This is a genomic window from Arenibaculum pallidiluteum, assembly GCF_017355985.1.
In the GTDB taxonomy this organism is placed as follows: Bacteria; Pseudomonadota; Alphaproteobacteria; order Azospirillales; family Azospirillaceae; genus Arenibaculum; species Arenibaculum pallidiluteum.
In genome coordinates this window covers 134,017-159,812 of sequence record NZ_JAFIQU010000010.1, presented here as the reverse complement: position 1 = coordinate 159,812, position 25,796 = coordinate 134,017, and the positions used below count along the sequence as shown (strand labels likewise).

Sequence of the window (25,796 nt, the reverse complement as noted above, 5' to 3'; positions counted from 1 at the left end):
GCATCCGTCTCTCAATCTACATTGTTGGACCGATCATCAACATGACGCACAAAGGTTTATTCCTGGTATATGCCTAGGGGGCAGTGCGGCGGGACCCGGGTTCAGTCAGGCGCCAAACGGTGCGTCCTGCCGGACGGGCGCGGAACGCTCGAGGCGGACGCCCCGCCGCTGCATGTCCCGGAGCTGGAGATAGGCCATGCCCGTCATCAGCGCGTCGTTGAACGCGTCGTGCTGCCCGAGCATGGGGATCCGCAGGTCCTGGAGGATCGACATGAAGCGGAGGTCGAGCACCGTTCCGGGCGGAGCGCCGAGGTACTTGACCGTGTAGTAAAGCTCCGAGATGTCGATCCGCCGGTTCGGCAGTCTGATCGCGATGAAGCGCAGGACGGACCTGTCCAGCATCGCGACATCGAAATCCACGTAGTAGCCGACAATGGGGCGGCCTCCGATGAAATGCAGCAGCTCCGGCATCACCCTGTGCATCGGCCGGCCTTCCGCGACCTCCTGCGCGCGAAGCCGATGGATCCTGATCGAGTCCGAGCTGGGGGCCTCCTCCGGGCGGACGATCGCGCGATAAGCCTGGCTGGTCAGGATCCGGTTGCCGCGGATCCGGATGGCGGCCAGCGCGATCACCTCGTCCCGGCGCGGGTTCAGCCCCGTCGTCTCGCAATCGATGACGACGGCCTCGTCCGCGGGTCCGGGACGGAACAGGAAGCGGTAGCTCTGGTCCCCCAGTGTCGCCCGGTAAAAGAGGTTCCTCAGCCGGCGCAGCATCTCAGAACGCCGCCAGATTGAAGCGCACGCGGATCGTCTCGCGGAAGCGCCGGACGATGCGCAGGGCATCCCGCAGCATGTCCCTGTCGGCCGCCGTAAGCCCGTCCAGGCGAATCGCCGAGCCCGGCTCAGCCCTGCCGCGGCGAAGGTCCTCGATCTGCGCGCGGAGCCTGAACTCCATGAAGACGCGGAGCGCCCCCACAAGCTCCCGCCCGAAGTCCGGCTCGAAGGAGCCCGCGCGCACCAGCGCGTCGATGCGCGCCCGTGTCGACGGCTCGGCGATCGCCTTCTCGAGAGCGAGCGTGCGCACGCCGTGCACGATGGGGAAAATGCCGGCGCGCTTGAGGTCAATCTCGTCGGGCCCGACCCCGACCGTCGCCATGACGGTGCTGAGGACCCCCAGGCTGGGCGTCGTGAAGGTCTCTATCAGATGCGCAAAGCGCGCCAGCACGACCCGCTCGCCGCGCATGGCCTCGAACAGGACGCTGCGCGCCCTGGGCAGGAGATCGGTGCGGCCGGCCGCCGTGACGGCGTCGAAGAAGATCGCAATCTTCATGGCTGCGTCGGGATCCCGGCTGGCGATCCATGACCGTAGCTGGCCGATGAAGCTGCCGACGGGCTGCGACCAGGTCGGGTTGCGGACCATGATGTTTCCCGGGCATGGCGGGAAGCCGAAGGAATCGAGCGCGCCCGAAAAGGCATCCCGGAAGTCCCGCAGGTCGCCTTCGGGAACCTCTTCCGCAAGGAGCAGGGCATTGTCCTGGTCGGTCCGGAGCGTCTGCTCCCCGCGGCCCTCCGATCCCATCAGCAGCAAGGCGCCCATGGATCCGATGCTGGGCGGCGCCACCATCTCGAAGAGACGCCCGAACAGGCGCCGGTTCAGGTCCGATGTGATCTCGGCGATCACCTCGACCTTCAGCCCCTGCCGATGAAGGCGTTCGACCTGGTCCTGGATGTCCCGCGCCGCGGCGCCGAGCTCGGCCAGGTCGCGCGCCCGGTCGATGCGCCCGGGGATGAGCTGGGAGTTTCCTGCGAAGAGCCCCAGGAGATCGATGTCCTCGAGAAAGCCCGAATAGCCCGCGCCGGAACGGATGGCGAGGCGCCGCTTTCCGTGCCGCGCCATCAGGAGCAGGGCCTCGTAGACGAAGTCCTCCTCGTCCACGGACACGACGTCGAAATGGCAGACGTCGCGCACGGGGGTGTCCAGGGGCAGCCGCCGCAGTACGACGGCCTTCGAGAGGTTCATCCCCGTCACCACGCCGGTGCGGCCGTCGTCGCGGACGAGGAGCGCGTTGGTGTTCGCATCGCGCATGCGGTGCCCGGCCTCCTCGATCGTCGCCAATCCATCGATGGTGACCGCCGGACCGTGCCGCGCGTCGCGCACCCTTGCGCGAAGGACGCCTTCGACCCCGTCCCCGCCGCGCTGGTCCGCGAAGGCCGCGAGCTTGTGCGAGATCTCCGCGTAGAAGAAGGCCGCGAACGCGGCATTGCGCCGGATCAGGCCCAGGACGAGCGCGCGCGGGACCACGTGGCAGAGCACCTCCTCGGCGGCCACGAAGTCCTCGCCCGCGGCGCCGTGCACCACTGCCCGGGAGTCGAAGGTATCCAGAGGGCCGAGCACAGCTTCCAGCGTCGCCCCGTCGCGCACCTCGACCGCGCCCTTGATGATCACGTGCAGCAGGTCCGAGGCGCTGCCGTGCGCCACGATCACCTCGCCCGGCGGGAAGTAGGCGATGTCGAGCGCCGCCTCCATCTCCTCGACCTCCTCCTGGCGCAGGCGGTCGAAGGGAGGGTTGGACAGGTCGAAGCCGCGCATGGCGGGTTCTCAGGCGCCCTGGGGCGTATGCGGAACGCCCCGCAGTTCGCTGCGCTCAGTGCGCATCTTCAATGCACATGGGCGCTGGCCGCCCCGATCCCGGTCTCCGAGCGGATGTATTGTCCGGCGAAGGCCGCACGCTCAGCCTCGGCCCGCCTGCTCGAATCCAGCTTCGAGAACACCCAGATCCCGAGGAAGGCGAGCGGCATCGAGAACACCGCCGGGTTGTCATAGGGGAAGAGCTCACGCTGGAAGCCGAAGGTCGACACCCAGACGGCCTTGCTCAGCACCACCAGGATGACGGCGCTGAAGAGGCCGAGGAGACCGCCAAGCAGCGCGCCCCGGGTCGTGGTGCCGCGCCAAAGGATCGACATGACGAGAACCGGGAAGTTGCAGCTCGCCGCGACCGCGAAGGCGAGCCCGACCATGAAGGCGACGTTCTGGTTCTCGAAGACGTAGCCGAGGACGATCGCGACGATGCCGATCACGATAGCGGCCAGCTTCGAGATGCTGACCTCCCGCTGGTCCGAGGCGCGCCCCCGTGCGATCACGGAGGCGTAGAGGTCGTGGCTGACCGCCGAGGCGCCGGAGAGCGTCAGCCCGGCGACCACGGCCAGGATCGTCGCGAAGGCGACCGCCGAGATGAAGCCGAGGAAGAGCGAGCCGCCCGTCGCCGTCGCGAGGTGCACGGCCGCCATGTTGGTGCCCCCGATCAGGCCCGAGATCCGGTCGTAGGTCCCTTCGGGGGTCGTGACGTAGTAGGCGGGCTCGTTCATCAGGTAGGTGATGGCTCCGAACCCGATGATGAAGGTCAGCACGTAGAAATAGGCGATGAAGCCGGTTGCATAGAACACCGACTTCCGCGCGGCCTGGGCGTCGGCGACCGTGAAAAAGCGCATCAGGATGTGCGGCAGGCCGGCTGTCCCGAACATCAGGGCCATGCCGAGCGAGATCGCGGAGATCGGATCGCTCACCAGCGCCCCGGGAGCCATGATCGCATCGCCCCTGGGATGGGTCGCCACCGCCTGCGCGAACATGGCTTCGGGGCTGAAGCCGAACCGCGCGAGCACGATCAGGGACATGAAGGTCGCCCCGGCTAGAAGCAGGCAGGCCTTGATGATCTGCACCCAGGTTGTCGCCTTCATGCCGCCGAAGGCCACGTAGACGATCATCAGCACGCCGACGATCACGACGGCATAGAGATAATCGAGCCCGAAGAGCAGCTGGATCAGCTTCCCCGCCCCGACCATCTGGGCGATCAGGTAGAAGGCCACCACCGCCAGGGTCCCGACCGCGGACAGGATCCGGATCGAGGTCTGGTCGAGGCGGAACGACGCTACGTCGGCGAAGGTGAAGCTGCCGAGGTTGCGCAGGCGTTCCGCGATCAGGAAGAGCACGATGGGCCAGCCGACGAGGAAGCCGATCGAGTAGATCAGGCCGTCGAAGCCGGACGTGAAGACCAGGGCCGAGATACCGAGGAAGGACGCCGCCGACATGTAGTCGCCCGCGATCGCGAGCCCGTTCTGGAACCCGGTGATGCCGCCGCCCGCCGCATAGAAATCCGCGGCCGACCGCGTCTGCCGTGCCGCGCGGTAGGTGATCCCCAGCGTCCCCAGGACGAACAGGAAGAACATCGCGATGGCCGGCCAGTTGAGGGCCTGCCTCTGTACGGCGCCGACATCCGGGCCTGCCGCCAGCACGGCCGCCCCGAAGCAGGCAATTCCGAGCACGGCGACGGCCGCTGCGGCGCGGATGCGGATCATGGCCGCAGCTCCTTCGTGAGGTTGCGCGTAAGCGGGTCGAAATGGCCGTTGGCGCGCCAGACATAGATGCCGGTCAGCAGGAAGGAGAAGACGATCACCCCGAGACCCAGCACGATGCCGAGCGAGGTCACCCCGCTGCCGATCTTCGAGGCGAGGAACCCCTTGGCGAAAGCCACGAGCAGGATGAAGCCGAAATAGGCCACCAGCATCGCGGCCGCGAGGGTCCAGGAGAACGCTGATCTCTGTTGCACGAGCTCGCGGAAGCGGGGGTTGCTCAGCACCCGGTCTTGGTCGTGGCCGATCATGCCACACTCCTTCGGCACCGCCGGACGCGGCCCGCGTGGCGCAGCCGCTGACGCGCGAAGCCGCGCGGCCGCGGACCTGACTGTTCGGCATACCGATAGTCTCACGGCCGAGACGGAATTCTCCATTCTCCCTTCGGTAAAGGACCGTTATCGGGCGGCCGCCGACCGGATGCATGGCCGCTTGGCATGAGGGCGCCGCCCGGCGACAATCGGCGCGAGCATCCGGCGCCGCCCGCACCCGTGGGCGGGATCTCAGCCTTCCCCGGTCGGACGTCGTTCCATGTCGAAGAAGCCACAGGCGCATCGGGCCGCGCAGCTCGACCAGCGGCTGAAGTTCCGTCAGCTCAAGACGATTCTGACGATCGCGGAGCACCGCAGCCTGCTGAGAGCGTCGCACGTCCTCGGTATCACGCAGCCGGCCCTGACAAAGAGCCTCCACGAAATCGAGGAGATCGTGGGCGTCCGGCTGTTCGACCGGCTGCCCAAGGGCGTGGTGCCGAACCAGTACGGCGAGGTGGTGCTGAGCCGCGCCCATCGGATCCTGTCCGAGCTCCACGAGATGGGCGACGAGCTGTTCCGCGTGGCGTCGGTCGGTGCCGGCGAGGTCTCGATCGGCGCCCTGCCAACGGCCGCGGCGGGCCTGCTGCCCGGAAGCCTCGCGCGGCTGCGCCGCTCGCACCCGGCGCTTGGGATCCGGCTGCGGCACGGCCGCACGGACGAGCTTCTGCCGGCGCTCGCGACCGGCGAGCTGGACGTGGTGATCGGGCGTTTTCACGAGCCGACGATCCCCGACGACTTCCACCGGGATGCGCTCTACGAGGAGCCCATAGCCTTCCTGGCGCAGGCCGGGCACCCCCTTCACGGCCGCGCGGCGCTCGGGGCGCAGGACGTGCTCGACTACGACCTGGCCCTGCCGGCCACGACGCAGCGCCTCGGCCGGGAGGTCGAGCTGGCGATGCTGGCGCTGGGGCTGGCGGTTCCCGCGACGGCGATCCGGTCCACGACGGTGCTCGCGATCCGCGAGATCGTGCGCAGCACCGAGACCGTGACGCTGCTGCCCAAGCTCGCCCTTGCAGGGGACATCCTGCGCGGAACCATCGCCGCGCTGCCGATCGAGGTGCCGAACCCAGCCCGCCCGGCCGGGCTGATCACGCTGCGCCACCGCCCCTCGCCGCCAGGGGTGGAGGCGTTGGTCGCCGCCATCCGCGCGCAGGTCGATGAGTTGCGCGCGGCGGGCGTCGCCCTCTAGCCCGCCGCACCGGTGGCGGCTTCGGCGTCAGCGCGCCTCGGGGACGTTGCGGGTCTTCAGAAAGTCCTCGAGGCTCTCGGCACGCATCCCGGCGTAGATCACCGCATTGGGGATCCCGTCCAGGCGCGCGATCTTCTCCATCACGAAGAAATTGACGCCGTAATGGATCATTCCCTGCCAGTCCCGCTTGCGGATCAGGTCCCGCTCCTGTTCGGTCAGCCCCGCGCGCTCGAAGCAGCCCTCGGGATCGGCCAGGAACTGCGGCCGGTTCTCCGGCTTGGTGGTCATGGACCACAGGAACTTGTTGATCCGCATGGTGCGGACGCTGACGCGGAGGTCGAAGGGATAGGTCCCGTCGATGGCCTCGATGCCCTGGAGCTGGACGTTCACGACACGGCCTCCGCGTTCCTGCCCGCGGCGGGCGGCGTGCCGGCCTCCTGCTCCTCGAAGACCGCGACCGTCATCGCCGTGGTGAAGGGCAGGTAATAGTTCTGGTGGACCTTGGTGATCTTCGGGGCGAGCGCTCCGCGCATTGCGAGCCACATGATCTCCTCGAGCCCCTCGGCGCCGCCGCGGCGGATGTAGTCGGCGTGGCGCATTTCGCAGAGCTGGGCGGGATCCTTCTCGATGAGCTCGAGGAAGCGCATGTCCCAGTCCGTATCGTTGAAGCCCGTGCGCTCGCCATGGACCTGGTGCGACAGCCCTCCCGTGCCGACGAAGGCGACGGAGATGTCGTCGGGGAAGCTGTCGACGGCGCGGCGCACCGCCTGGCCGAGCTTGAAGCAACGGCGGGCCGTGGGCAGCGGGAACTGCAGGACGTTGATGGCGATCGGAACGATCGCGCCCGGCCAGTCGGGATCGTGCGGCCACATCAGCGACAGCGGCGAGTTGCAGCCGTGGTCGAGCGGCCGGTCCTGGAAGACCGTCATGTCGAACTCGTCGTTGACGAGGGATTCCGTGATGTGGATCGCCAGCTCGGAATGGCCCTTGAGGGGCGGCAGGTTGCGCGGCCCCGCGCCCTCGTCGGCGATCGCGAAGCTCGGGCTGACCCCGATGGCGAAGGTCGGATAGAAGTCGAAGAAGAAGCTCGTCGCGTGGTCGTTGTAGAAGAAGACCAGGACGTCCGGCTTCTTCTCCGCCAGCCACCTGGCCACGGGCCTGTAGCCGTCGAACAGCGGCTTCCAGGCGGGGTCGTCCTGCTTGCCGCGGTCATAGGCGACGCCGATCGTGGGGACGTGCGACGTGCCGATGCCACCAACTACGCGGGCCATGTGCGCTCCTCCTCCCTAGTTTCCATGTTCAACAGCATTTCGGTCGCGATCGCCGCACGCGGGCCGGCTCCGCGGCATCAGTCGCGACCTTCCCGGTCCGCCCGATGGTCGGCGGCCGCCCGGATGCGGTCGAGCAGCGCGGCGAGGCCGAGGTCCTTCCAGCCGCCGTCCAGCCGGCGCCCGATCCCGGCGGCCCATTCCTGGCGCCGGACGGCGCCCGCCGTCATGTCGGGGGCAATGCCGGCATCCTCGACGGTCCTGGCGACCTCGCGCATTTCCTCAGCCCGGCGACGGCCATGCTGCAGCGAGCGCCCGATCATGTAGCGCGCGGTCTCCTCCCAGTCGTGGTTCGGGAAGGTGTCCCTCAGGGACGCCAGGACCGGTCCCTCGACGCCGTAGTGACGGGCGGTGGCCAGGCATTCCATGGCAAGCGCCTCCATGCCCTTGATCATGATGCTGCGGCACATCTTGACCGAGGACGCGACGCCGACCTCGTCCGAATAGGGCGCCGCATCCAGGCCGAGCGCGACCGCCACGTCCATGAAGGCGGCGGCGTGCGGGCCGCCCAGCAGCATCGGCGTGCGCAGGCGTTTGGGCGGCACCGACGCCATCACGGCGGCCTCGACATAGCGCCCTCCTACGCGCGCGATCAGGGCGGAGGCCTCCTGCTTGGTCGCGGGCGAGGCCGAGTTCAGATCCAGGAAGAAGGCCGCGCCGATGCCGGCGCCCGCGACTGCCGCCGCGGCCTCGCCGGTCGCAGCCGCGGTGACGGCCGAGATCACGAGCTCCGCGCCGGAGACCGCCTCGGCGGTCGAGGCGGCAGCCGTCACGCCGAGCCGCCTCGCAGCCCGGGCGGGACCGCTGGAGGCATCGGCGAAGGCGATGTCGAAGGCACGGATCGACGATACGCCCGCCGCCTTGAGGTCCTCGGCGAAGATCTGGCCGACCTCGCCGAAGCCGATCATGGCGATGGATGCGGGGATGGTCATGACGAGGCCCCCTTGAAGCTGAAGGTGACGGATCCGATGCGCTCGGCGATGTGCCACTGGCCGTCCACCAGGGCGAAGGTGTCGCGGTACTCGCCGACGAGCTGCACGGGATCTGCGGCCGGCGCGGCCGCGCCTTGCGCCCCGGTGCCGGCGCTGCCGGTATAGAGCGCCACGTAGCTGTGGCCGCGCGCCCTGTCCGGTCCCAGGACATCGATCACCGTGTTGGCGCAGAAATGACGCGTCAGGCGGTCCCTGGGCCGGGCCGCGAAGGCCGCCCGGATGGCCTCGCGCCCGCGGACGGGCTGGTCGGGCCTGGTCGGACGCGCGAAGACGCCGTCCTCGGTGAAGAGGGCCGCGAGCCCATCGGCATCCCCGGCATCGCTCAGCAGCGCGAAGCGGCGGACCAGCCTCTCGCACTGCCACTCGATGGCCAGCCGCTCCGGGCCTGGCAGCTCGACCGTCATGGCTGCGCTCCTTTCCACAGGTCCGCGGGCACGAAGACGTTGCCCTCGAAGATCTTGCGCGCGGTCCGCATCAACCCCGCGCGGACGACCTGCGGCTGGTCGGAGCGCTGCTCCACCTGCACCTCGACCAGGAAGGAGCCTGTCGGATGCTCGACCTCGATCCGCTGGACCGGGGCATCGGAAGGCAGCCGCGACAGGGGGCGGGCGACGGATCCCGGCATCAGGCAGGCGGTTGCGACGCTGACGGCGCCAAGCACGCCAATGGCCTCGTGCACACGGTGCGGGATGAAGGTTCGCGTCGCGATGGTGCCGCCCGAGCGCGGCGGCGAGACCAGCGACATCTTGGGCACCGTCCTGCGCGCGACGTCGCCGAGATTCATAAGGGGGCCAGCGGCCAGGCGCACCGCCTCGACCCGCGCCTTGAGGGCGGCGTTCGCCTCCAGGTCCGCCGGGCTCTCGGTGCCGGTGATCCCGAAATCCTCGGCCAGCATCACGACCACCGGCATGCCGTTGTCGATGCAGGTCACGCGGACGCCCTCGACGGTGTCGCAGACATGGCCCGAGGGCAGCAGCGCCCCGCAGGTCGAGCCCGCCACGTCCAGGAAGTCGATCATGATGGGCGCTGCGGTCCCGGGCACGCCGTCGATGCGGGCATCGCCCTGGTAGGCCACCTGCCCGCCCGGCGTCGGCACCCGGGCGATTGCGACGTCGCCGCTGTTGACCATGTGGATCCGCACCGGTGTCTCGCCGTCCCGCGCGGGCACCAGCCCCTTCTCGATGGCGAAGGGGCCGACGCCGGCCAGGATGTTGCCGCAGTTCTGGCCGAGATCGGTGCGCGGCGCATCGACGGCGACCTGGACGAAGAGATAGTCGACGTCGGCATCCGCGCGCGTGGCGGGCGAGACGATGGCGACCTTGCTGGTCAGGGTCGTCGCCCCACCCAGCCCGTCGATCTGGCGGGCATCGGGTGATCCCATCACCGCCAGCAGGACGCGTTCGCGCAGGTCCGGGTCGGACGGCAGGTCGGCCGCGAGGAAATAGGCGCCCTTCGAGGTGCCGCCGCGCATCAGCGTGCAGGGGATGGCGGTCTGCATGGCTCAGGCCTTGCCGTGATAGTCCGAGAGCGTCTCGTAGTACACGAGCCCCTGCGCCTCGAGCCGTGGCCGCATGCCGTAGATGTCGAGCCCGAGCTCGCCGCGCTGGAAGCGGGCGCGGTTGGCCTCCTCCCGCGCGAGACGCGCGCGGGCGCTGGCCAGGACCGCCGATGACCTTGCACGGGGCACCACCACCACGCCGTCGTCGTCGGCGACGACGATGTCTCCGGCATTGACGGGCTGGCCGGCGCAGACCAGGGGAAGGTTGACGTCGCCCAGCGTGTCCTTGACGGTGCCCTGGGCATTGACGGCCCTGGACCAGACCGGGAAGCCCATCTCGGTCAGCGGCGCCACGTCGCGGCAGCCGGCGTCTATGACGAGGCCGCGGACTCCCCGCTGGCGCAGGGAGGTCGCGAGGAGCTCGCCGAAATAGCCGTCCCGGCATTCCGATGTCGGCGCCACCACCAGCACGTCGCCGGGCCTGCAGACCTCGACCGCGACATGGATCATCGTATTGTTGCCGGGCGCGACGCTGACGGTCACGGCCGAGCCGGCGATGGCGGCTCCGGGATAGATCGGCCGGAGGTAGGGCTTCAGGAGGCCGGTACGGCCCTGCGCCTCGTGCACGGTGGCGACGCCGAGCCCGGCCAGCGCATCGATCTCGTCCTGCGGGGCGCGCTCGAACTCCCGGATGACGATGCCGGTCATGCCAGCTCTCCCGTCACCTGGGGGAAGACGCGCATGTAGCCCTCGCCGTAGGTGATCTTGAGGTCCGAGTTGCGCGCGGCTTGCACGCCGCGCTGGAGGGCGACGCGGGTATAGTATTCCCAGAGGTGCTCCTGGCCCTCCATGGCCTCGATCGCGCCCTTCTTCTTCTCCCAGACGGAGGTGATGTCGAGCAGCACGTCGGGCTTCCAGCCGCACTGCTCGGGCTGGTGGGGCTCGAACAGGAAGACCGGCGGCGCGCCCAGCACGGTCTCGCCGGGATTGTGGCCATGGGCCTGGGCGATGATGCGGGCCTCCTGGGCGAGGTGCGTCGCCAGCGGATGGTCGAAGTTGTAGGGATCCCGCAGGGAGTGGGACAGCACGAAGGACGGTCGCAGGGCGCGGTAGAGGTCGGCCAGGCGGAACAGCGTCGCGTCGTCAACGCGCAGCGGATAGTCGCCGAGGTCCCAGAACTGCACCTCGGCGCCCAGGATCCCGGCGGCCTTCTCCGCCTCGGCGCGGCGATTGCGCTTCACGTCCTCCAGGGTCATGCCGGGCTTGCGCCACAGCTTGGCGGATTCCCCGCGCTCGCCGTAGGACAGGCAGACGACGACGACCCTGTAGCCCTTCTCCACGTGCAGGGCGATGGCGCCTCCGGCGCGCCAGACGAAGTCGGCGGAATGGGCGCTGACGACCAGTGCGGTCCTGCTGTCCGCAGCCATGATGGATGGTCCTCTCTTCTCAGGTCCTTGTTGATGTCCGGAGCCAGCGGGCGAGCGCGGCGGTGACCGCCTCGGGCCGTTCGGCGGGCGCCATGTGCCCGCTGTCCTCGATGACCACGAGCTCCGCCCCCGGTATGGCCGTCGCCATGGCCTCGTGCTGCGCCAGCGGGCTCCAGGCGTCCTGCCTGCCGCAGGCCAGAAGGGTCGGCACCGCGATGCCGGAAAGCTGCGCGCTGGCATCCGGTCGGCCGAGCAGCGCCCGGATCTGGCCCTCGTGGATCTCGGGCGTGGCGCGGCAGACCATGGCGGTCAGCTCGGCCATCAATGGCGCATCGGCCAGGCGGTCCGGGTGGAGCATGGGCGGCAGCCACCGCTCCGCCAGGGCCGCCATTCCCCTTTCATAGGCGAGATCGACGAGCTCGCGGCGGCGCTCCTCCTCGCCAGACCGGCGGGGATGGACGCCGGTATCCAGAAGGGCCAGCCGCTCCACCCGATCGGGCGCGCGGCGAAGCACCTCCAGTGCGACCCGGGCTCCCATGGAATGCCCGGCCAACGAGAACCGTCGCGGCGCCCGGTCGAGGACGAGCTCGGCCATGGTGGCGATGGCATCGAGGCCGAAGAAATCAGGGACGAGCGTGTCGTGGGTCTCCGCCAGCGCGGCGGCCTGATGGCGCCAGACCGCGGCATCGCAGAGAAGCCCGGGAAGCAGCAGCAGGCTGGGCCGATCGGGCAAGGCAACACTCCTTCCTGTGCCGAAATCGGCCGGGCACGGGCATCCCGGCCTTGGCGGGAGCATCGACGGCGTGAAGTGACGCTACACCAGGCGCCCCGGGCCGTCGTATCGCTTAAAGGACTGAATGTATGAGGAGCCCGTTATACCGCCCCCGTACCGGCCCCCGGCGGCGGACGGCACCATCCATCCCAACCGGCGATCCGGCCATGTCGTGCCCGTCGGAGGGTCCGTGGCGGCGTCATGGGCGAAGCGCCTTTCAGCGGCGCGGGGCCCAGTCGGCCTCCACCTCGCATTTCAGGGAGGCCGCGAGGGCGTCGATGAAGAGCCGGACGGCAGGGATCAGGCCCCGGCGCGACGGGAAGACGGCGTGGAGGCTGCGGCTGGGCACCCTCCATTCCGGAAGCACCCTCTCGAGCCGCCCGCTCGCAATGGCCTCCCGGGCGATCATCGCGGGCAGTTCCGCGACGCCGATGCCGTCCAGCGCGGCCCGCTGAAGCATCAGCAACTCGTCGGTGACCAGGCGCGGCCGGTGCGGCACGCGGCGGACGTTGCCGGCCATGTCCGAAAGCGTCCAGGCATGTTCGGCCGAGGGGCTGCTCATGGCAACGCTGTCGGTGTGGAACAGATCGGCGGGATCCCGCGGGCGCCCCTGGCGGGCGAGAAGGCCCGGGCTCGCCACCAGAACCGGCTGGTCCTCGCCGAGAGTCCGGACGATCAGGCCGGTATCCTCCAGCGGGGTCTCGCGCACCCGGAGCGCCAGGTCGAAACCCTCGTCGATGACGTCGACGCGCCGGTTTGTCGCCTCCACATGGATGCGCACGCCGGGATGCTCGGACAGGAAGCGCGACACGATCTGCGCCAGGACGCCCTGGGCCAGCAGCACCGGGCAGCTCAGGCGCACCAGGCCGCGCGGCTCGGTCCGGGTGCGGTCGACGACGTCCTGCGCGGCTCCGGCCTCGGCGATCATCGCAAGGCAATGGCGGTGATATTCCTGGCCGAGCTCCGTCACCGAGAAGCGCCGGGTCGAGCGCTGGATCAGGCGCACTCCGAGGCGTTCCTCCAGCCCGGCGATGCGGCGGCTCAGCTTCGACTTGGGGACGCCGAGCGCGCGGCTGGCAGCGGCAAACCCGCCATGCTCCACGACCTGAGCGAAGAAGTAGAGGTCGTTCAGGTCCTGCACGGCCGCCCCGATCATCGTTCCAGGAATAGAACGGACAGTGCTGAATTCCCCGGCTGGAGGCAAGCTTCTGGGACACGCATCTTACCGGCTCGAACTTGAAAGGACACGGACATGAAGCTGCTGCACGTCGATTCCAGCCCCCTTGGCGGGGCTTCCGTCTCGCGCGAGGTCACCGCCGCCATCGTCGCCCAGCTGCTGCAGGCCGATCCCGGCGCCGAGGTGACCTACCGCGACCTCGCCGCGTCACCGCCGAACCATCTTTCGGCCGAGATTCTGGCCGCCATGATGCAAGCCGATCCGGCCGCCTTGAGCGCGGAGCAGAAGGCGGAACTGGCGCTGTCCGAGACGCTGGTGACGGAGTTCCTGGCCGCCGACGTCGTCGTGATCGGCGCGCCCATGTACAACTTCTCGATCCCGACCCAGCTCAAGGCCTGGCTGGACCGCATCGCGCGGGCCGGCCGCACCTTCCGCTACACCGAGAACGGGGCGGTGGGCCTCGCGGGCGGAAAGCGGGTCTTCATTGCGTCCTCGCGCGGGGGGATCTACGCCGGCACGCCCGCGGAGACCGCGCTCGACCACCAGGAAGCCTATCTCAAGGCCTTCCTGGCCTTCGTCGGGATCACCGAGCCGACGATCGTGCGCGCGGAAGGCGCGGCCATGGGACCCGAGGCGCGGGCCAAGGGCCTCGGCGAGGCCCATGGACGCATTGCCGAGCTCTTCGAGGCACAGGCGGCGTAGCCGCCGCCAACCTCCGGACCTATTTGCCCGGACCTATTCGCCCGAACGCGCGAAGGTCTCGGCCAGCAGGTCCACGAAGCGCCGCGCATCGGCGTCGAAGGCGACGTCGGCATTGGGCTCGCGCCCGGAGCGGCGGTGCACGTCGATGACGGTGCGGCCCAGCGTGTAGGTGCCGGCCGTCTCGACGACGACGTTCAAGCGCCGCGTGGCGAGAATCCCGCGATCGACGAGAAACGCCACGCAGAGCGCGTCGTGAACGGGCGCGGTGCCTGCGATGGGCATCTTCTGCCACTTCTCGTGGGTGTCGATGCGGAAGCGCACGATCTCGGACGTGGCCATGCCCGCAGGCGTCCCGAGCGCGGCCAGGCGTTCACAGTCGGAATAGGAGACGAGCGCCTTGTGGGTGGCATCCAGAAGCACCAGCGTCACCTTGGGGAAGCCGGCGCCCAGCACGCGCGCGGCCGCCTCGGGATCGCCCCAGATGTTGAATTCGGCCGCGGGCGTCACGTTGCCGATCTCGTGCCCGCCGCCCATGATCACGACCTCGGGGACCAGGCTCGCCAGCCGCGGCTCGGCGGCGAGCGCCGCGGCGATGTTCGTGAGCGTGCCGACGGGCACGAGCGTGATCGGCTCGGTCGCGGCGCGGTAGGTCTCGACCAGAAACTCGACGGCCGTGCTGCGCTCCTTGCGCCGGCGGGTGGCGGGGATGGGCAGCGTCTCGCCATGGTATCTCGCCCCCTGCTCGCCGGAGCCGCGGGGAATGGGGAAGTCGGTCCGCACCAGCGGCCGGTCGGCGCCCTCGAAGACCGGGACGTCGGAACGCCCGACATGGTCCAGCACGCGAAGCGTGTTGTCCGTGCAGGTCTCGACCGGCAGGTTGCCGTTGACCACCGTAACGCCCACGAGATCGAGCGCCGGGTGCAGCGCTGCCAGCATGATGGCGACCGCATCGTCGGTGCCGGTGTCGACGTCCAGAATGAGCTTGCGCGGGATCACGGGTCTGTCTCCCCAGGGGAGGCGGGCCTCACCGTTCTACGCGATCCCGGCGCCGTCGGCGAGACGGGCTCGAACCGGCGCACTCGTCACCCTGGAGGGACCGTTCCTCAATCGGCGCCCGCGGCCACGGCGTCCTCCTCGATCAACATGCTCGAAGCCGTCGCCGCGTAGAGCGCCAGGATGCCGAGCACTATCACCGCGGCGAGCGCCGGCGCCCTCCAATCGCCGGACATGATCCGGTTGGCGAGAAGGACGGCGCAGACCAGCGCCCCCGCCGCGGGGACCGCGACGGGCACCTCGAAGCCGCCCCTGGGCTCGCCGGGGCGCAGCTTCAGCACCACCAGCGCTAGGTTGACGATGGTGAAGACCATCAGCAACAGCAGGACCGTCGCCGCGGCGAGCTGCGTGATCTCGCCGACGAGCGCCAATGCGATCATCACCGCGAGCAGGACCCCGACGGCCACGTAGGGAGTGCGGCGGGCCCGGTGGACGCGGCTGAGAGGCCGCGGCAGCAGGCCCTGGGCGGCCATGCCGTAGGCCAGGCGCGAGGCCGTCACATAGTTCACCAGCGCCGTGTTCGTCACCGCGAAGAGCGTCACGCCGAAGAACACGGCCGGCGGGAACCAGGGCGCCGCGCGGGCGACGACCTCGGTCAGCGGCCCCGGAGCCTCGGACAGCTCCCGCCAGGGGACCACGGAGACGGCGGTGACGGCCACGGCCACGTAGATCAGGGTGGCGCCGACCATCGCCGTCATGATGCCGAGCGGGATCACCCGCCGCGGGTTCTTGACCTCCTCCGCGACGTTCAGCGTGTCCTCGAAGCCGATGAAGGAGAAGAAGGTCAGCACCGACCCCTGCATCACGAGCATCAGCCCCAGACCGTCGCCGCCATCCGCCGCCGGCGGCGCTTCCAGCAGGTCCACCGATCCCCAGTAGCGCATGCCGACCGCCACGACCAGGAGCAGCCCGGCCGCCTCGATGGCGGTGCAGACGACGTTCAGCCACATGGCCTCGCGGATGCCGCGGAAGACGATCCCGGCCAGGAACAGCAGGAACGCCATCGCCAGGATCGTCACCGGCAAGGCGCCGAAGGCCGGCAGGCTATGCAGGTTCTCGGCGATCACGCGCGACTGGGTCGCGACCGAGGTCAGGCCCGAGCACATCACCGCAAGGCCCACGATGTATGTCAGGAGCGGCCAGCGATAGGCCCGCTGGGTCACATAGGCGGCACCCGCGGCGCGGGGATAGCGCGATCCTATGGAGGCGTAGGACAGCCCCGTCAGCAGCGCCGCGACCATGCTGGCGATGAACGCCAACCAGACGGCATTGCCCATCTGGCCGGCCGCCTTGCCGATCAGGCCATAGACGCCGGCCCCGAGCATGCTGCCGAGGCCATAGAAGGCCATCTGCACCGGGCCGATGGTGCGCTGCAGGCTCGGCTGAGGATCGGAAGCCTGGCGCGCGGCCGACTGGCGAAGACCGGGTTCCTGCATCGAGGATCTCCCTTGACGGACAGAATGCCGTGCTTCCACTCCGGCCGCGCCGAAGTCGCGGGCCTTCATGAAACCGCAACGGTCTTGCGAGGTTGCGGAATCCCGCCCTCATCCCGAAGATTTAATCCCGGCGCGGCTGGCCCGGCTGCGGGGTCACAGCTTTGTTGCCTGCCCGGAGGGGGTAGTCTCCTGTAGGGCTGGATCAGGAACGAACTTTCAGGAAGATCTTTCGTGAGCGAACCGACCGCGCTCGAGCAATACATGCTCGAACTCGTGAACAGGGCCCGCGCAAATCCGTCTGCCGAGGCCGCACGCCTGGGTATCGACCTCAACCAGGGCGTCTCCACCGGATTCATCTCGACGGCAGCCAAGCAGCCCCTGGCCTTCAACCAGGACCTCATCGATGCCGCGCGCAAGCATTCGGCCTGGATGCTCGACACCGACACCTTCTCGCATACCGGCGTCAACGGCTCGAGCCCTGGCGACCGGATGGTGGCGGAAGGCTATGCCTTCTCTGGAAGCTGGCGCTGGGCCGAGAACATCGCGATCACCTGGGGCGCGCGGCAGACGCCGAACCAGCAGGTCGTCGACGGGCTCGAGGACGGCCTGTTCAAGAGCCCCGGGCATCGCCTGAACATCATGAACGCGGATGTCCGCGAGATCGGCGTCGGCATCGCCGCGGGTGAGTACAAGGGCTCGCCCGGCGTCACAGCAACGCAGGCCTTCGCCAAGTCCGGCGTGCTGCCCTTCCTGACCGGCGTCGCCTTCGACGACAGGGACGGCGACCATTTCTACGATCCCGGCGAAGGCTCGGGTGGCGTGCATGTCCAGGCACGGTCCGCGACCGGCCAGGTCTTCGAGACCGACACCTGGTCGGCCGGCGGCTGGCAGATGCCGGTCCCCCAGGGGACCTATACGCTGACCTTTTCGGGCGGCGGACTGGCCGCCCCGGTGGTGAAGACGGCAGTCGTCGGCACGTCGAACGTCAAGGTCGATCTCGACGCGGATATCGGCCAGCCGGCCCAGACGGCCCCCTCGCCCGCACCTGCGCCGACCCCAGCCCCAGGCCCGGTAGCGGCCGGCGTGGTCAGGGCGGGAACCGCCGGCCCCGACGCCATCACCGGTACGGACGGCGCCGACAAGCTCTCCGGCCTCGCGGGCAACGACACCCTTCAGGGCGGCGCCGGCGACGACCTGCTCTACGGCGATGCGGGTGCAGACCAGCTCCACGGCGGTACTGGAAGCGACCGTCTCTACGGCCGCGACGGCGCGGACCTGCTGTTCGGGAACGACGGCGCGGACTGGCTGGTCGGTGGCTTCGGGGGTGACCGCCTGACCGGTGGCACCGGTGCAGATCGGTTCACGGTCCAGTCCCTGAACGACCGGGGCGACCTGATCCTGGATTTCACCCTTGCCCAGGGCGATCGCCTGGATCTCTCCGAGCTGATGGACCGCCAGGGCTACGGCGGCGCAAATCCGTTCGCGGACGGCACGCTGGTCCTCGTGGACACTGCTGCCGGCGCCCGATTGGACGTCCATGTCAATTCGTACGATGTGGCCGGGCTCGTCACCTTCTCGGGCATCGCCGCGGCGGATCTGGACGCCTCGGCCTTCCTCGTGTAAGCGCGCCGACGCTTCGTGGCGTCAAGCATGGCCTCGGCTCGGGACATGCCGGGGCCATCCCACGGACCTGTCGGTACCGCCGCGACGGCCCGCTCCCGGCGGCCACCCTGGTGCCATGATCCGCATCACCCGGATAGACAATTCCGATCCCGATTCTCTCCGGCCGCAGGGCCGGAGAGAATCGGGATCGGATGACGGGACAGGTCCCCTGTCCTATAATAGGCTCTTTGTGTGAGAGCGTTATGCCGGCGATGGGCTAGGCTCTTGCAGGGGGATGCCCCGCATCCTGCTAACCGATACGGCATGCATGAGCATCAGCGATCAAATGCAGCAGCTCTTGCTGGCATCGATTATCGAATCCGCCGACGACGCGATCATCAGCAAGGACCTCGACGGCATCGTCACCAGCTGGAACCGTGCGGCCGAGCGTCTCTTCGGCTACACGGCCGAGGAGATGATCGGCAGGTCCATCGCTATCCTCGCCGTTCCCGACGTGCCCGACGAGATGCCGCCGATCCTGGAGCAGATCCGGCGCGGCGAGAAGATCGATCACTACGAGACGCGCCGCCGCCACAAGGATGGACACGTCATCGACATCTCGCTGACGGTCTCACCGGTGCGCGACGCGCAGGGGCGTATCGTCGGCGCATCGAAGATCGCCCGCGACATCAGCGATCGGCTGAGCGTTCAGAGGGAGAAGGGGCTCCTCGCGGCGATCGTGGATTCCTCCGACGATGCGATCGTCAGCAAGGACCTCAACGGCATCGTCACCAGCTGGAACGGCGCTGCCGAGCGCCTCTTCGGCTACACGGCCGAGGAGATGATCGGCAGGCCCATTGCAGTCCTCGCGGCGCCGGACAGGCTCGACGAGATGCCGCTGATCCTGGAGCGGGTCCGGCGTGGCGAGAAGGTCCAGCACTACGAGACGCGGCGGCGCCACAAGGAAGGCCGCATCCTCGACATCTCGCTGACGGTTTCCCCGGTGCTCAATGCGCAGGGTCGCATCATCGGCGCTTCGAAGATCGCCCATGACATCAGCGAGCGGCTGAGGGCCGAGCGCCAGGTCCGCGAGATGATGCACGAGCTCGACCACCGCGCGAAAAACGTCCTGGCGGTGGCGCAGGCGATCGTCCGGCTGACCAAGGCCGACGACATCGCCCAGTATTCCTCACTGGTACAGGGGCGCATATCGGCCCTGGCCCGCGCCCATTCCCAAGTGGCCGAGAACAAGTGGCATGGTGCCAGCCTGGACACGCTTGTCGCGTCCGAGCTGGAGCCGTTCCGCGCCGGCGAGGCAACACTTACGAGCCGCGGTCCCGAGGTCCTGCTCGCGCCGACGGCCGCGCAGGCCGTCGCGATTGTCCTGCACGAGCTCGCCACGAACGCGGCGAAGCACGGTGCCCTCTCTGCGCCCAAAGGTTCGGTCGAAGTGACATGGTTCCTGGACGGGCCCGAGGATGCTCTGACGCTGCGCTGGGTCGAAAGCGGCGTCTCCGGCGTGCGGAAGCCGGCACGGAGAAGCTTCGGCACGCGCGTGATCGAGCGCCAGATCCCTGACCAGCTCAAGGGCAAGGCGCGCATCGAATGGGCAGCGACGGGCCTTCGCTGCGAGTTCGAGATTCCGCGGAGCTACCTGATGCCAAGCCATGGCGAGATGGGGGAGCCGCTGATGATCGTCTGAGCGCCGCTGCAGACCAAAGGCGCCCATGGCCGGGCTTCAGGATGGATGTCCGGCATCAAGCAGCAGAAGTTTCCGCGCTTCACGGCCCTGACGATCTCATGCCGTGTTGAACGTCGATCGGCACCCGGGGCCGATCGGATGGAGCAGGCGCCTGGGATCGCCGCCGGCAGCCCGCCCCCTCAGACAATACGCTTGAAGAAGGTCCCGATCTGAGTTGCAGCCGCCGCGAGCGTTTCGACGTGGTCGGCCTCGACCTGCACGAACTCATGCTGGGGATTGGGCGGCAAACGGTCGAAGTAGCGCGGTTTGCTGGAGGCGAACAGGTTATCGCGGGTGCCGATCACCCACTGGACCGGGCAGGAAACCCTGGACATATTGGCCTCGACCTCCAGCTTCCCGTCGGGATCGAACCAGCTGAGATAGTCGTCGGCCCGCATCCGCGGGGAGAGCACCGTCATTTGGTTGTTGTCCGCGAATTCAGCGGCACTGGCACCGTCCCCGGCTGCGCGCATGGCGCGCGCCTTGTCGATCGCGGCTCTCACCCGGGCATTGAGAGGGATGCTCGTCGTCTCGTAGTAGACCTTGGGCAGGTGTCCCGGCGCGATCATCGATATGCCGTCAATCCCGCCGCGATGGACGGCATAGGCGACCGCCGTCGCCGCCCCGATCGAATGGCCGGCCAGGAACATCCTGGTTGCTCCGGCGCGCCGGAATGCAGCCAGGGCGGCTTCGATCTCGTCGAAGGCCCCGTCGAGCGATCCATCCAGATATCTCATGCGCGACCACGGCATCTCGTTGGCCTCGCAGCGCAGTCCTTGGCCCTGGATCTCGGCCCGCACCCGCTGCAAGCCTGAGAACTGTGGCATCCCTTGCTTGCCGTGCATAAGTAGGACCGCGCCCGGCGTGGTCGGTTGCGTGGTCACGCAACCGGGCAGCGTCAGTGCGGCTAACCCGAACCCAAGAAGGCTGCGGCGTCCGATCATCGACGTCCTTTCTGCGGGTGAGTGGAGCCGCGCTCGAAGCAGACCGATATACAACGATTTTTTTCTAAAATTACCGCAGTCCAGAGCGAATGGAAAGGAATACGGCGCGAGTGGTTGAGCTGTGGTGGAGGACGAACCACGGGCTGCGGCCCGCATCCCCCCGGGCCGCACGGGCGAGCCGTTCGCCCGTCGCCGTGATGCCGCACTGAGGCCTTCCGACATCGCCGGCGGGAACCGCCGATTGCCAGCGGGGTTCACGCAGGACGCCACGGAGGAGCCAATGCTGGACGAGGAGACGAAGGACGCGGTCCGCAGGCATCTGGATGAGTCGGAGACCGGCAGGCTCTCGCCCGAGATTGCCACCCGGCTGGCGCTGCTGTTCGAGCAGGAGATCGACGCGGCGGCCGATGCCGCGGGCCGGGACCAAGCAGAGTTATGCGACGAGCTGGCGGGGCTGATCTACCAGTGCAGGAGCGTCGAGGAGATCGACGCGACGGCAGAGGCCTATCTGGCGGCGGTCGGGTCGGACGCAGCCGGGCGGAAGATGGGAGGCACTTAGGACCTCGTTGCCGCCCGATCCGGAGGTCGAGGCGCAGTCCGGACCGCAGACCATGCTGATTCCGAAGGCCATCCTGTTCCTGACCGGCGGCGTCACGATCGCACTCGAGATCGTGGCGAGCCGTGTCATGACGCCATATTTCGGCGGCAGCCTTCATGTCTGGACTGCGATCCTCTGCGTCACACTCCTGAGCCTCGCCTTCGGCTATGGCTTCGGGGGCCGCCTCACTCGGGCGGGTCACGCCCTGCTGCGGCTGGGCTTTGCGACATTCCCGGCGCTCGCCGGCCTTGCCCTGGTCCTGGCCGTCCTGTGCTTCCCGGCCCTGCCGTGGATCGCATCGACCGACATCGTGGCCGGTGCCTTCGTCGCCGCCACGACCCTTCTGGCCCCCTGTCTGGTCGTCCTGAGCGCGCTCAACCCGCTGGTCGTCGCGCTGCCGGGCAGGCCTTCCGGCGGCGATGCCGGCAGCGGATCGGTCTTCGCCCTGAGCACTCTGGGATCCGTCGCAGGGGCACTGGTCGCGAGCTTCGTCCTCGTGCCGCTGCTTCCGGTCGACCACATCCTGCTTGCGATGGCTGCGACCCTGGGCCTGTGCTCGGTGGCTGCCGCCGTGACGGTGCTCGGGGGCCCCGCACGGCTCGTGACCCTGGCGGCGGCCTCGCTGACACTCCTGGGATCCGCCGCCGTGCCGATGCTCCTGCCCAAGCCGCGCTCGGTCGCGCTGGGCGACGGTCTGACCGCGCACCACGTCGCCAGCTACCGCTCGGGCTACGGAGAGGTCAGCATCGTGGAGCTGACCCACGACCGGATTCCGACACGCCGGCTCACGGCCTACGTCCAGAACGGTGGCGTGCAGGGCATGATCCATGCCGACGGGCGCATCGCCTCGGCCTATGCCCGCGTCATGGTCGAAGCGCTTCGGGCCTACAGGCCCGATGCACGGCGTGTCCTGGTCATCGGACTGGCTGCCGGCATGATCCCGACCGCGCTGCTGGAGCGCGAGCCGACCGCGCTGCTGGAGCGCGAGCCGACCGCGCTGCTGGAGCGCGGGCCGACCGCGCTCGCAAGGAGCGGCATCGCCGTGGACGTCGTCGACATCGATCCGCAGAGCCCGGCCATCGCCGCCCGGCATTTCGGTTTCATCCCGGCCCGTGCGCGCGTGCACATCCTCGATGCCCGCATCTTCCTGGACCGGTGCGCCGGTGCAGGATATGACGCCGTCATCCTGGACGCCTTCTCCGGGCTCGACCCACCCGAGCATCTGCTGAGCGTCGAGGCGTTCGGGGCCATGGCCGCCTGCCTGGCCGCGGATGGCCTGCTGCTGGCCAATCTCGTTGCGCCCCCGGCGACGGTTCCGGTGACAAAGGCAGTCCTGCGCACGGTGCAAGCCGCCCTGCCCGGCCCCATGCACCTCTTCTCGCTGACCAGGACCAGCTCGCGCCAGGAGCTGTCCAACCGGATCCTGCTCGCCGGCCCGGCCGTGCGGAGCCACGAGCCCAGCCTCGAGATCGAGGACTATCCCGTCGATCTCTTCGACTTCGGGGCCCGCACGCTGGTGGGACAAGTCATCGCGGCGAGCGACGAAGCCGACGGCATCCTTCTTTCGGACCGCCACAATCCCTTCGCGGTGCTCGCGGCGCGGGCAGCAGCCAGGCGTGCCGTCATCCCCCTGCCGGCCGGCTGGTGACGGATGCCCGGCGCTGGCGGCTCGGCGCGGATAGCCCCAGGCCACGCTTGCGCCGCCGGATTTGTTCGTTCATGGATATGTTCGGCATCACGTTGACGCATGGCGGGACGAACAATGGGCCGTAAGCCGCACTTCTCGAACGAGGAGATCGTCGCCGCTGGCGAGCGCCTGATGGCGGCTGGCGCCGAGGTGAACAAATTCGCCCTGCGCATGGCGGTCGGCGGCGGAAACCCCGCACGGCTCTGGCAGATCTGGCAGGCGCACGCCGCCCTTGCACCGCCAAATGGTCCCGCGCGCGAGCCAAGGCGCGCGGCGACCGGGCCCGAGCCCCGGCGTCCCGGCACGAGGAAGCCGGACACCACTGCGCGCCGCAGGAACGATCCTGAGAGCACGCGGCGCGACGTGCTGGAGGCTGCTATCCACGAGTTCGCCGCCAAGGGCCTGAGCGGGGCGCGGGTCGATGCCATCGCGGCCCGAACCCGGACGACGAAACGCTCGATCTATTACCATTTCGGCAGCAAGGACGGTCTTTACGTCGCAGTACTCGAGGCCGTCTACGGCAGGATCCGCGCCATCGAGCAGAACATCAGCCTGAGCGCCCTGCCCCCTGTCGAGGCGATGAGGAAGCTGATCGAATTCACCTTCGACTACCAGAACGACAATCCGGACTTCAACCGGCTCGTTACGATCGAGAACATCCATTTCGCCAAGCACCTGAAGCGTTCGACATCGATCAGGAACCTGAACGTCAGCGTAATCGAGACCATTCGGGAGATCCTGGCGCGCGGCCGGCAGAGCGGCGTCTTCGTCAGGGATGTGGATCCGATCGATCTTCACATGATGATCAGCGCCTACTGCTTTTTCCGCATGTCGAACCGCTACACCTTCTCGGAGATTTTCGGCGTCGACCTGAGCGAGGCGGAGGCCCGCAGGCGACACAAGACCGCGCTGGTCGAGATGATCCTGTCGTATCTGATGCATGCTTCCGACGCCACGGCAAAGCCGGGTCTTGACGCGCCCGCCGGCACGCCGGACGTGGGCGGCACGGCTCCGGGCCCGGCGCAGGTGCCGCCGCCGCGGCGAACGCGCGCCCGGAAGCTCGCGTCCCGCTGAGCGCCAGGGCGGCAGCGCCCGCCTCCCCGCCTCCCCACCTCCCCTCCCCGACGCCGCAGCCCCATCCCGCGCGCGTGGCGCCGGCATGCGGAGCCGGCACACCCGACCGTTGGCGCAGCTGAACATCAGCCGCCCCGAGAAAATGTTTGACGTACGAACCAGATGGTACAATGATATGACCGAACGAACCGGACGGTACATTGCTCCGCGCAGTCCGGCATCCGGCCGGGACCGCGGATCGGGATCGGGATCGGAGGACATCGATGGATCTGGAACGGCACGAGCCGCCACGCACCCCGGCAACCGACGCGGCACATGCGACGGGCGCGACGCGAAGCCGCATCGTCTATGTCCTGAACGGCCCGAACCTGAACCTGCTGGGCAAGCGCCAGCCGGCGATCTACGGCCACGAGACCCTTGCCGACGTCGAGGCGGAATGCCGGCGCGTCGGCGCCGAGCTCCGGCTCGAGATCGAGTTCCGCCAGAGCAATGCCGAGCACCAGATCATCGACTGGATCCATGAGGCCCGCGAGCGCGCAGCCGGCATCGTGATCAACCCTGCGGCGTTCACCCACACCTCGGTCGCGATCCTGGACGCGCTGAACACCTGCGACTTCCCGATCATCGAGGTGCACATCTCCAACGTGCACCGGCGGGAGGCTTTCAGACACCATTCCTACGTCTCGGCCGTCGCATCCGGCGTGATCGCCGGCTTCGGCACCCAGGGCTATTCCATGGGGCTCCAGCGCATGGCCCGGCTGATCGAGGCAGGGGCGTAAGGCCGAGAACGTCCGCCGAGCCCGGGAACGGCAATTCATAAACCAAGGAGGAGGAACACTCATGAAGTTCAAGACGCTCGCCGCGGTTCTGTCGCTGCCCGCCCTGGTGCTGCTCGCACAGCCCGCGGCGGCCGAGATCCGCGCCCACACCCTGAAGTTCACGGCCCAAAACCAGAAGGGCCACCCGCAGGTCATGGGCATGGAGAAGTTCGCCGAGATCCTGGAGAAGAAGAGCGGCGGGAAGATCACCGCCCGGCTGTTCCCGGGCGGCGTGCTCGGCGGCGACGTCCAGACGATCTCGGCGATGCAGGGCGGCACCGTCGAGATGTCCGTGATGAACGCCGGCCTCCTGGCGGGCCTGTCCAGGGACTTCGGCCTGGTCGACCTGCCTTTCCTGTTCGACAGCCCCAAGCAGGCCGATGCCGTGATGGACGGCGCGTTCGGCAAGCTGCTGGCCGACCAGCTGCCCGAGAAGGGACTCGTCGGGCTCGGCTACTGGGAGCTGGGCTTTCGCAACCTGACGAACAACCGCAGGCCCGTCGCCAAGGCCGAGGACATCGCGGGGCTGAAGATCCGCGTGGTCCAGACACCGGTTCTGATCGACCTGTTCGGCGCCCTCGGCGCCAATCCCGTCCCGATGCCCTATCCCGAGGTGTACACCGCGCTGGAGACAGGCACCGTCGACGGTCAGGAGAACCCCTTCGCCAATATCCTGAGCGCCAAGTTCTACGAGGTGCAAAAGCACGTCGCGGTCACGCGCCACGTCTACAATCCCCAGATCGTCCTGATCAGCAAGAAGACCTGGGACAAGCTCAACGACGAGGAGCGCAAGGTGATCCAGGAGGCAGCCGCGGAGGCGCGCGACTTCCAGCGCACCGCCTCCCGCGCGCAGGAGGCGGAGGCCCTGGCCGAGATCAAGGCGAAGGGCATGCAGGTCACAGAGTTCCCGCCCGCCGAGCTGGACAAGCTCCGCGAGAAGGCCAAGCCCGTCGTCGAGAAGCACGCCGCGGCAGCCAGCCCCGCGAGCTTCAAGGTCCTGCAGGACGAACTCGCGAAGACCCGCGCCAAGTAAGCCGGCG

At 68.7% G+C, this 25,796-nt stretch carries 25 protein-coding genes; 9 read left to right on the top strand and 16 right to left on the bottom strand.

Annotated features, from left to right (window positions below; genetic code table 11):
• Positions 1-105: 105 nt before the first annotated feature.
• The 4 genes from JUB13_RS19730 to JUB13_RS19715 form a co-directional block, all read right to left on the bottom strand.
• Positions 106-774, bottom strand: a complete 669-nt coding sequence (locus JUB13_RS19730; protein WP_207481968.1) for a 3'-5' exonuclease — start codon at positions 772-774, stop codon at positions 106-108.
• A 1-nt stretch (position 775) separates the two neighbouring features.
• A complete protein-coding gene (locus tag JUB13_RS19725; RefSeq protein ID WP_207481966.1) occupies positions 776-2,590 on the bottom strand; it encodes a DUF294 nucleotidyltransferase-like domain-containing protein in 1,815 nt (604 codons plus the stop codon).
• A gap of 68 nt (positions 2,591-2,658) precedes the next feature.
• Positions 2,659-4,353: a cation acetate symporter gene (locus JUB13_RS19720; protein ID WP_207481963.1), complete on the bottom strand. Its 1,695-nt coding sequence runs from the start codon at positions 4,351-4,353 to the stop codon at positions 2,659-2,661.
• Entirely contained in the window at positions 4,350-4,658 is a 309-nt protein-coding gene (locus JUB13_RS19715) for a DUF485 domain-containing protein (RefSeq protein ID WP_207481962.1), read from the bottom strand. The genes JUB13_RS19720 and JUB13_RS19715 overlap by 4 nt, the downstream gene beginning before the upstream one ends.
• A 280-nt stretch (positions 4,659-4,938) precedes the next feature.
• On the opposite strand from JUB13_RS19715, the gene JUB13_RS19710 reads away from it, so the two are divergent.
• Positions 4,939-5,907 carry a LysR substrate-binding domain-containing protein gene (locus JUB13_RS19710; protein WP_207481961.1) on the top strand — a complete coding sequence of 323 codons (969 nt, stop codon included), beginning with the start codon at positions 4,939-4,941 and terminating at the stop codon, positions 5,905-5,907.
• Between the two features lie 27 nt (positions 5,908-5,934).
• On the opposite strand, the gene JUB13_RS19705 is transcribed toward JUB13_RS19710, so the two are convergent.
• The 9 genes from JUB13_RS19705 to JUB13_RS19665 all read right to left on the bottom strand — a co-directional run bounded on the left by JUB13_RS19705 (position 5,935) and on the right by JUB13_RS19665 (position 13,080).
• Entirely contained in the window at positions 5,935-6,297 is a 363-nt protein-coding gene (locus JUB13_RS19705) for a hypothetical protein (RefSeq protein ID WP_207481960.1), read from the bottom strand.
• A complete protein-coding gene (locus JUB13_RS19700; RefSeq protein WP_207481959.1) occupies positions 6,294-7,178 on the bottom strand; it encodes a gallate dioxygenase in 885 nt (294 codons plus the stop codon). Before JUB13_RS19700 ends, JUB13_RS19705 begins: the two co-directional genes overlap by 4 nt.
• A gap of 77 nt (positions 7,179-7,255) precedes the next feature.
• Complete coding sequence (locus JUB13_RS19695; RefSeq protein WP_211115597.1) at positions 7,256-8,167, bottom strand: NAD(P)-dependent oxidoreductase; 912 nt, start codon at positions 8,165-8,167, stop codon at positions 7,256-7,258.
• Positions 8,164-8,631, bottom strand: a complete 468-nt coding sequence (locus tag JUB13_RS19690) for a nuclear transport factor 2 family protein (protein WP_207481958.1) — start codon at positions 8,629-8,631, stop codon at positions 8,164-8,166. Before JUB13_RS19690 ends, JUB13_RS19695 begins: the two co-directional genes overlap by 4 nt.
• Entirely contained in the window at positions 8,628-9,725 is a 1,098-nt protein-coding gene (locus tag JUB13_RS19685; RefSeq protein ID WP_207481957.1) for a 4-oxalomesaconate tautomerase, read from the bottom strand. The genes JUB13_RS19690 and JUB13_RS19685 overlap by 4 nt, the downstream gene beginning before the upstream one ends.
• Positions 9,726-9,728: 3 nt before the next feature.
• Positions 9,729-10,433 carry a 4-carboxy-4-hydroxy-2-oxoadipate aldolase/oxaloacetate decarboxylase gene (locus JUB13_RS19680; protein WP_207481955.1) on the bottom strand — a complete coding sequence of 235 codons (705 nt, stop codon included), beginning with the start codon at positions 10,431-10,433 and terminating at the stop codon, positions 9,729-9,731.
• Entirely contained in the window at positions 10,430-11,152 is a 723-nt protein-coding gene (locus JUB13_RS19675; RefSeq protein WP_207481953.1) for a PIG-L deacetylase family protein, read from the bottom strand. The genes JUB13_RS19680 and JUB13_RS19675 overlap by 4 nt, the downstream gene beginning before the upstream one ends.
• A 19-nt stretch (positions 11,153-11,171) precedes the next feature.
• A complete protein-coding gene (locus tag JUB13_RS19670) occupies positions 11,172-11,885 on the bottom strand; it encodes an alpha/beta fold hydrolase (protein ID WP_236025077.1) in 714 nt (237 codons plus the stop codon).
• 256 nt (positions 11,886-12,141) lie between these two features.
• The gene (locus JUB13_RS19665) at positions 12,142-13,080 is read right to left on the bottom strand and encodes a LysR substrate-binding domain-containing protein (RefSeq protein ID WP_211115596.1); all 939 of its coding nucleotides are present in this window, start codon (positions 13,078-13,080) and stop codon (positions 12,142-12,144) included.
• Between the two features lie 96 nt (positions 13,081-13,176).
• Here JUB13_RS19665 and JUB13_RS19660 point away from each other — a divergent pair, with 96 nt between their 5' ends.
• Positions 13,177-13,803 (top strand): FMN-dependent NADH-azoreductase, encoded by a 627-nt coding sequence (locus JUB13_RS19660; protein ID WP_207481949.1) that lies wholly within the window; start codon positions 13,177-13,179, stop codon positions 13,801-13,803.
• A 33-nt stretch (positions 13,804-13,836) separates the two neighbouring features.
• Here the strand turns inward: JUB13_RS19660 and JUB13_RS19655 are convergent, their stop codons facing one another.
• Together JUB13_RS19655 and JUB13_RS19650 are read right to left on the bottom strand one after the other, a co-directional pair.
• Positions 13,837-14,799: a nucleoside hydrolase gene (locus JUB13_RS19655; protein ID WP_207481948.1), complete on the bottom strand. Its 963-nt coding sequence runs from the start codon at positions 14,797-14,799 to the stop codon at positions 13,837-13,839.
• 107 nt (positions 14,800-14,906) lie between these two features.
• Positions 14,907-16,292, bottom strand: coding sequence for an APC family permease (locus JUB13_RS19650; protein WP_207481947.1), 1,386 nt, complete (start codon positions 16,290-16,292; stop codon positions 14,907-14,909).
• Between the two features lie 231 nt (positions 16,293-16,523).
• On the opposite strand from JUB13_RS19650, the gene JUB13_RS19645 reads away from it, so the two are divergent.
• Both JUB13_RS19645 and JUB13_RS19640 read left to right on the top strand, forming a co-directional pair.
• Complete coding sequence (locus JUB13_RS19645; RefSeq protein ID WP_207481946.1) at positions 16,524-17,915, top strand: CAP domain-containing protein; 1,392 nt, start codon at positions 16,524-16,526, stop codon at positions 17,913-17,915.
• A 307-nt stretch (positions 17,916-18,222) separates the two neighbouring features.
• Positions 18,223-19,596 carry a PAS domain S-box protein gene (locus JUB13_RS19640; protein ID WP_207481945.1) on the top strand — a complete coding sequence of 458 codons (1,374 nt, stop codon included), beginning with the start codon at positions 18,223-18,225 and terminating at the stop codon, positions 19,594-19,596.
• 179 nt (positions 19,597-19,775) lie between these two features.
• Here the strand turns inward: JUB13_RS19640 and JUB13_RS19635 are convergent, their stop codons facing one another.
• On the bottom strand, positions 19,776-20,579 hold the full coding sequence (locus tag JUB13_RS19635) for an alpha/beta fold hydrolase (RefSeq protein WP_207481944.1): 804 nt from the start codon (positions 20,577-20,579) through the stop codon (positions 19,776-19,778).
• A gap of 280 nt (positions 20,580-20,859) precedes the next feature.
• On the opposite strand from JUB13_RS19635, the gene JUB13_RS19630 reads away from it, so the two are divergent.
• The 5 genes from JUB13_RS19630 to JUB13_RS19610 all read left to right on the top strand — a co-directional run bounded on the left by JUB13_RS19630 (position 20,860) and on the right by JUB13_RS19610 (position 25,789).
• Positions 20,860-21,138, top strand: a complete 279-nt coding sequence (locus tag JUB13_RS19630) for a hypothetical protein (protein WP_207481943.1) — start codon at positions 20,860-20,862, stop codon at positions 21,136-21,138.
• A gap of 7 nt (positions 21,139-21,145) precedes the next feature.
• On the top strand, positions 21,146-22,825 hold the full coding sequence (locus JUB13_RS19625) for a fused MFS/spermidine synthase (RefSeq protein WP_207481942.1): 1,680 nt from the start codon (positions 21,146-21,148) through the stop codon (positions 22,823-22,825).
• A gap of 114 nt (positions 22,826-22,939) precedes the next feature.
• Positions 22,940-23,938, top strand: coding sequence for a TetR family transcriptional regulator (locus JUB13_RS19620; RefSeq protein WP_236025076.1), 999 nt, complete (start codon positions 22,940-22,942; stop codon positions 23,936-23,938).
• 263 nt (positions 23,939-24,201) lie between these two features.
• On the top strand, positions 24,202-24,717 hold the full coding sequence (gene aroQ / locus JUB13_RS19615; RefSeq protein WP_207481940.1) for a type II 3-dehydroquinate dehydratase: 516 nt from the start codon (positions 24,202-24,204) through the stop codon (positions 24,715-24,717).
• A 61-nt stretch (positions 24,718-24,778) separates the two neighbouring features.
• Positions 24,779-25,789: a TRAP transporter substrate-binding protein gene (locus tag JUB13_RS19610; RefSeq protein ID WP_207481938.1), complete on the top strand. Its 1,011-nt coding sequence runs from the start codon at positions 24,779-24,781 to the stop codon at positions 25,787-25,789.
• Positions 25,790-25,796: the final 7 nt, after the last annotated feature.

What these genes read in the sequence shown, in the direction of transcription:
- JUB13_RS19635 (WP_207481944.1), bottom strand. Translation starts at nt 20,579, where the DNA reads ATGATCGGACGCCGCAGCCTTCTTGGGTTCGGGTTAGCCGCACTGACG.
- JUB13_RS19725 (WP_207481966.1), bottom strand. Translation starts at nt 2,590, where the DNA reads ATGCGCGGCTTCGACCTGTCCAACCCTCCCTTCGACCGCCTGCGCCAG.
- JUB13_RS19730 (WP_207481968.1), bottom strand. Translation starts at nt 774, where the DNA reads ATGCTGCGCCGGCTGAGGAACCTCTTTTACCGGGCGACACTGGGGGAC.
- JUB13_RS19630 (WP_207481943.1), top strand. Translation starts at nt 20,860, where the DNA reads ATGCTGGACGAGGAGACGAAGGACGCGGTCCGCAGGCATCTGGATGAG.
- JUB13_RS19690 (WP_207481958.1), bottom strand. Translation starts at nt 8,631, where the DNA reads ATGACGGTCGAGCTGCCAGGCCCGGAGCGGCTGGCCATCGAGTGGCAG.
- JUB13_RS19665 (WP_211115596.1), bottom strand. Translation starts at nt 13,080, where the DNA reads ATGATCGGGGCGGCCGTGCAGGACCTGAACGACCTCTACTTCTTCGCT.
- JUB13_RS19695 (WP_211115597.1), bottom strand. Translation starts at nt 8,167, where the DNA reads ATGACCATCCCCGCATCCATCGCCATGATCGGCTTCGGCGAGGTCGGC.
- JUB13_RS19685 (WP_207481957.1), bottom strand. Translation starts at nt 9,725, where the DNA reads ATGCAGACCGCCATCCCCTGCACGCTGATGCGCGGCGGCACCTCGAAG.
- JUB13_RS19640 (WP_207481945.1), top strand. Translation starts at nt 18,223, where the DNA reads ATGAGCATCAGCGATCAAATGCAGCAGCTCTTGCTGGCATCGATTATC.
- JUB13_RS19700 (WP_207481959.1), bottom strand. Translation starts at nt 7,178, where the DNA reads ATGGCCCGCGTAGTTGGTGGCATCGGCACGTCGCACGTCCCCACGATC.
- JUB13_RS19650 (WP_207481947.1), bottom strand. Translation starts at nt 16,292, where the DNA reads ATGCAGGAACCCGGTCTTCGCCAGTCGGCCGCGCGCCAGGCTTCCGAT.
- JUB13_RS19720 (WP_207481963.1), bottom strand. Translation starts at nt 4,353, where the DNA reads ATGATCCGCATCCGCGCCGCAGCGGCCGTCGCCGTGCTCGGAATTGCC.
- JUB13_RS19710 (WP_207481961.1), top strand. Translation starts at nt 4,939, where the DNA reads ATGTCGAAGAAGCCACAGGCGCATCGGGCCGCGCAGCTCGACCAGCGG.
- JUB13_RS19680 (WP_207481955.1), bottom strand. Translation starts at nt 10,433, where the DNA reads ATGACCGGCATCGTCATCCGGGAGTTCGAGCGCGCCCCGCAGGACGAG.
- JUB13_RS19660 (WP_207481949.1), top strand. Translation starts at nt 13,177, where the DNA reads ATGAAGCTGCTGCACGTCGATTCCAGCCCCCTTGGCGGGGCTTCCGTC.
- JUB13_RS19715 (WP_207481962.1), bottom strand. Translation starts at nt 4,658, where the DNA reads ATGATCGGCCACGACCAAGACCGGGTGCTGAGCAACCCCCGCTTCCGC.
- JUB13_RS19675 (WP_207481953.1), bottom strand. Translation starts at nt 11,152, where the DNA reads ATGGCTGCGGACAGCAGGACCGCACTGGTCGTCAGCGCCCATTCCGCC.
- JUB13_RS19610 (WP_207481938.1), top strand. Translation starts at nt 24,779, where the DNA reads ATGAAGTTCAAGACGCTCGCCGCGGTTCTGTCGCTGCCCGCCCTGGTG.
- JUB13_RS19620 (WP_236025076.1), top strand. Translation starts at nt 22,940, where the DNA reads ATGGGCCGTAAGCCGCACTTCTCGAACGAGGAGATCGTCGCCGCTGGC.
- aroQ (WP_207481940.1), top strand. Translation starts at nt 24,202, where the DNA reads ATGGATCTGGAACGGCACGAGCCGCCACGCACCCCGGCAACCGACGCG.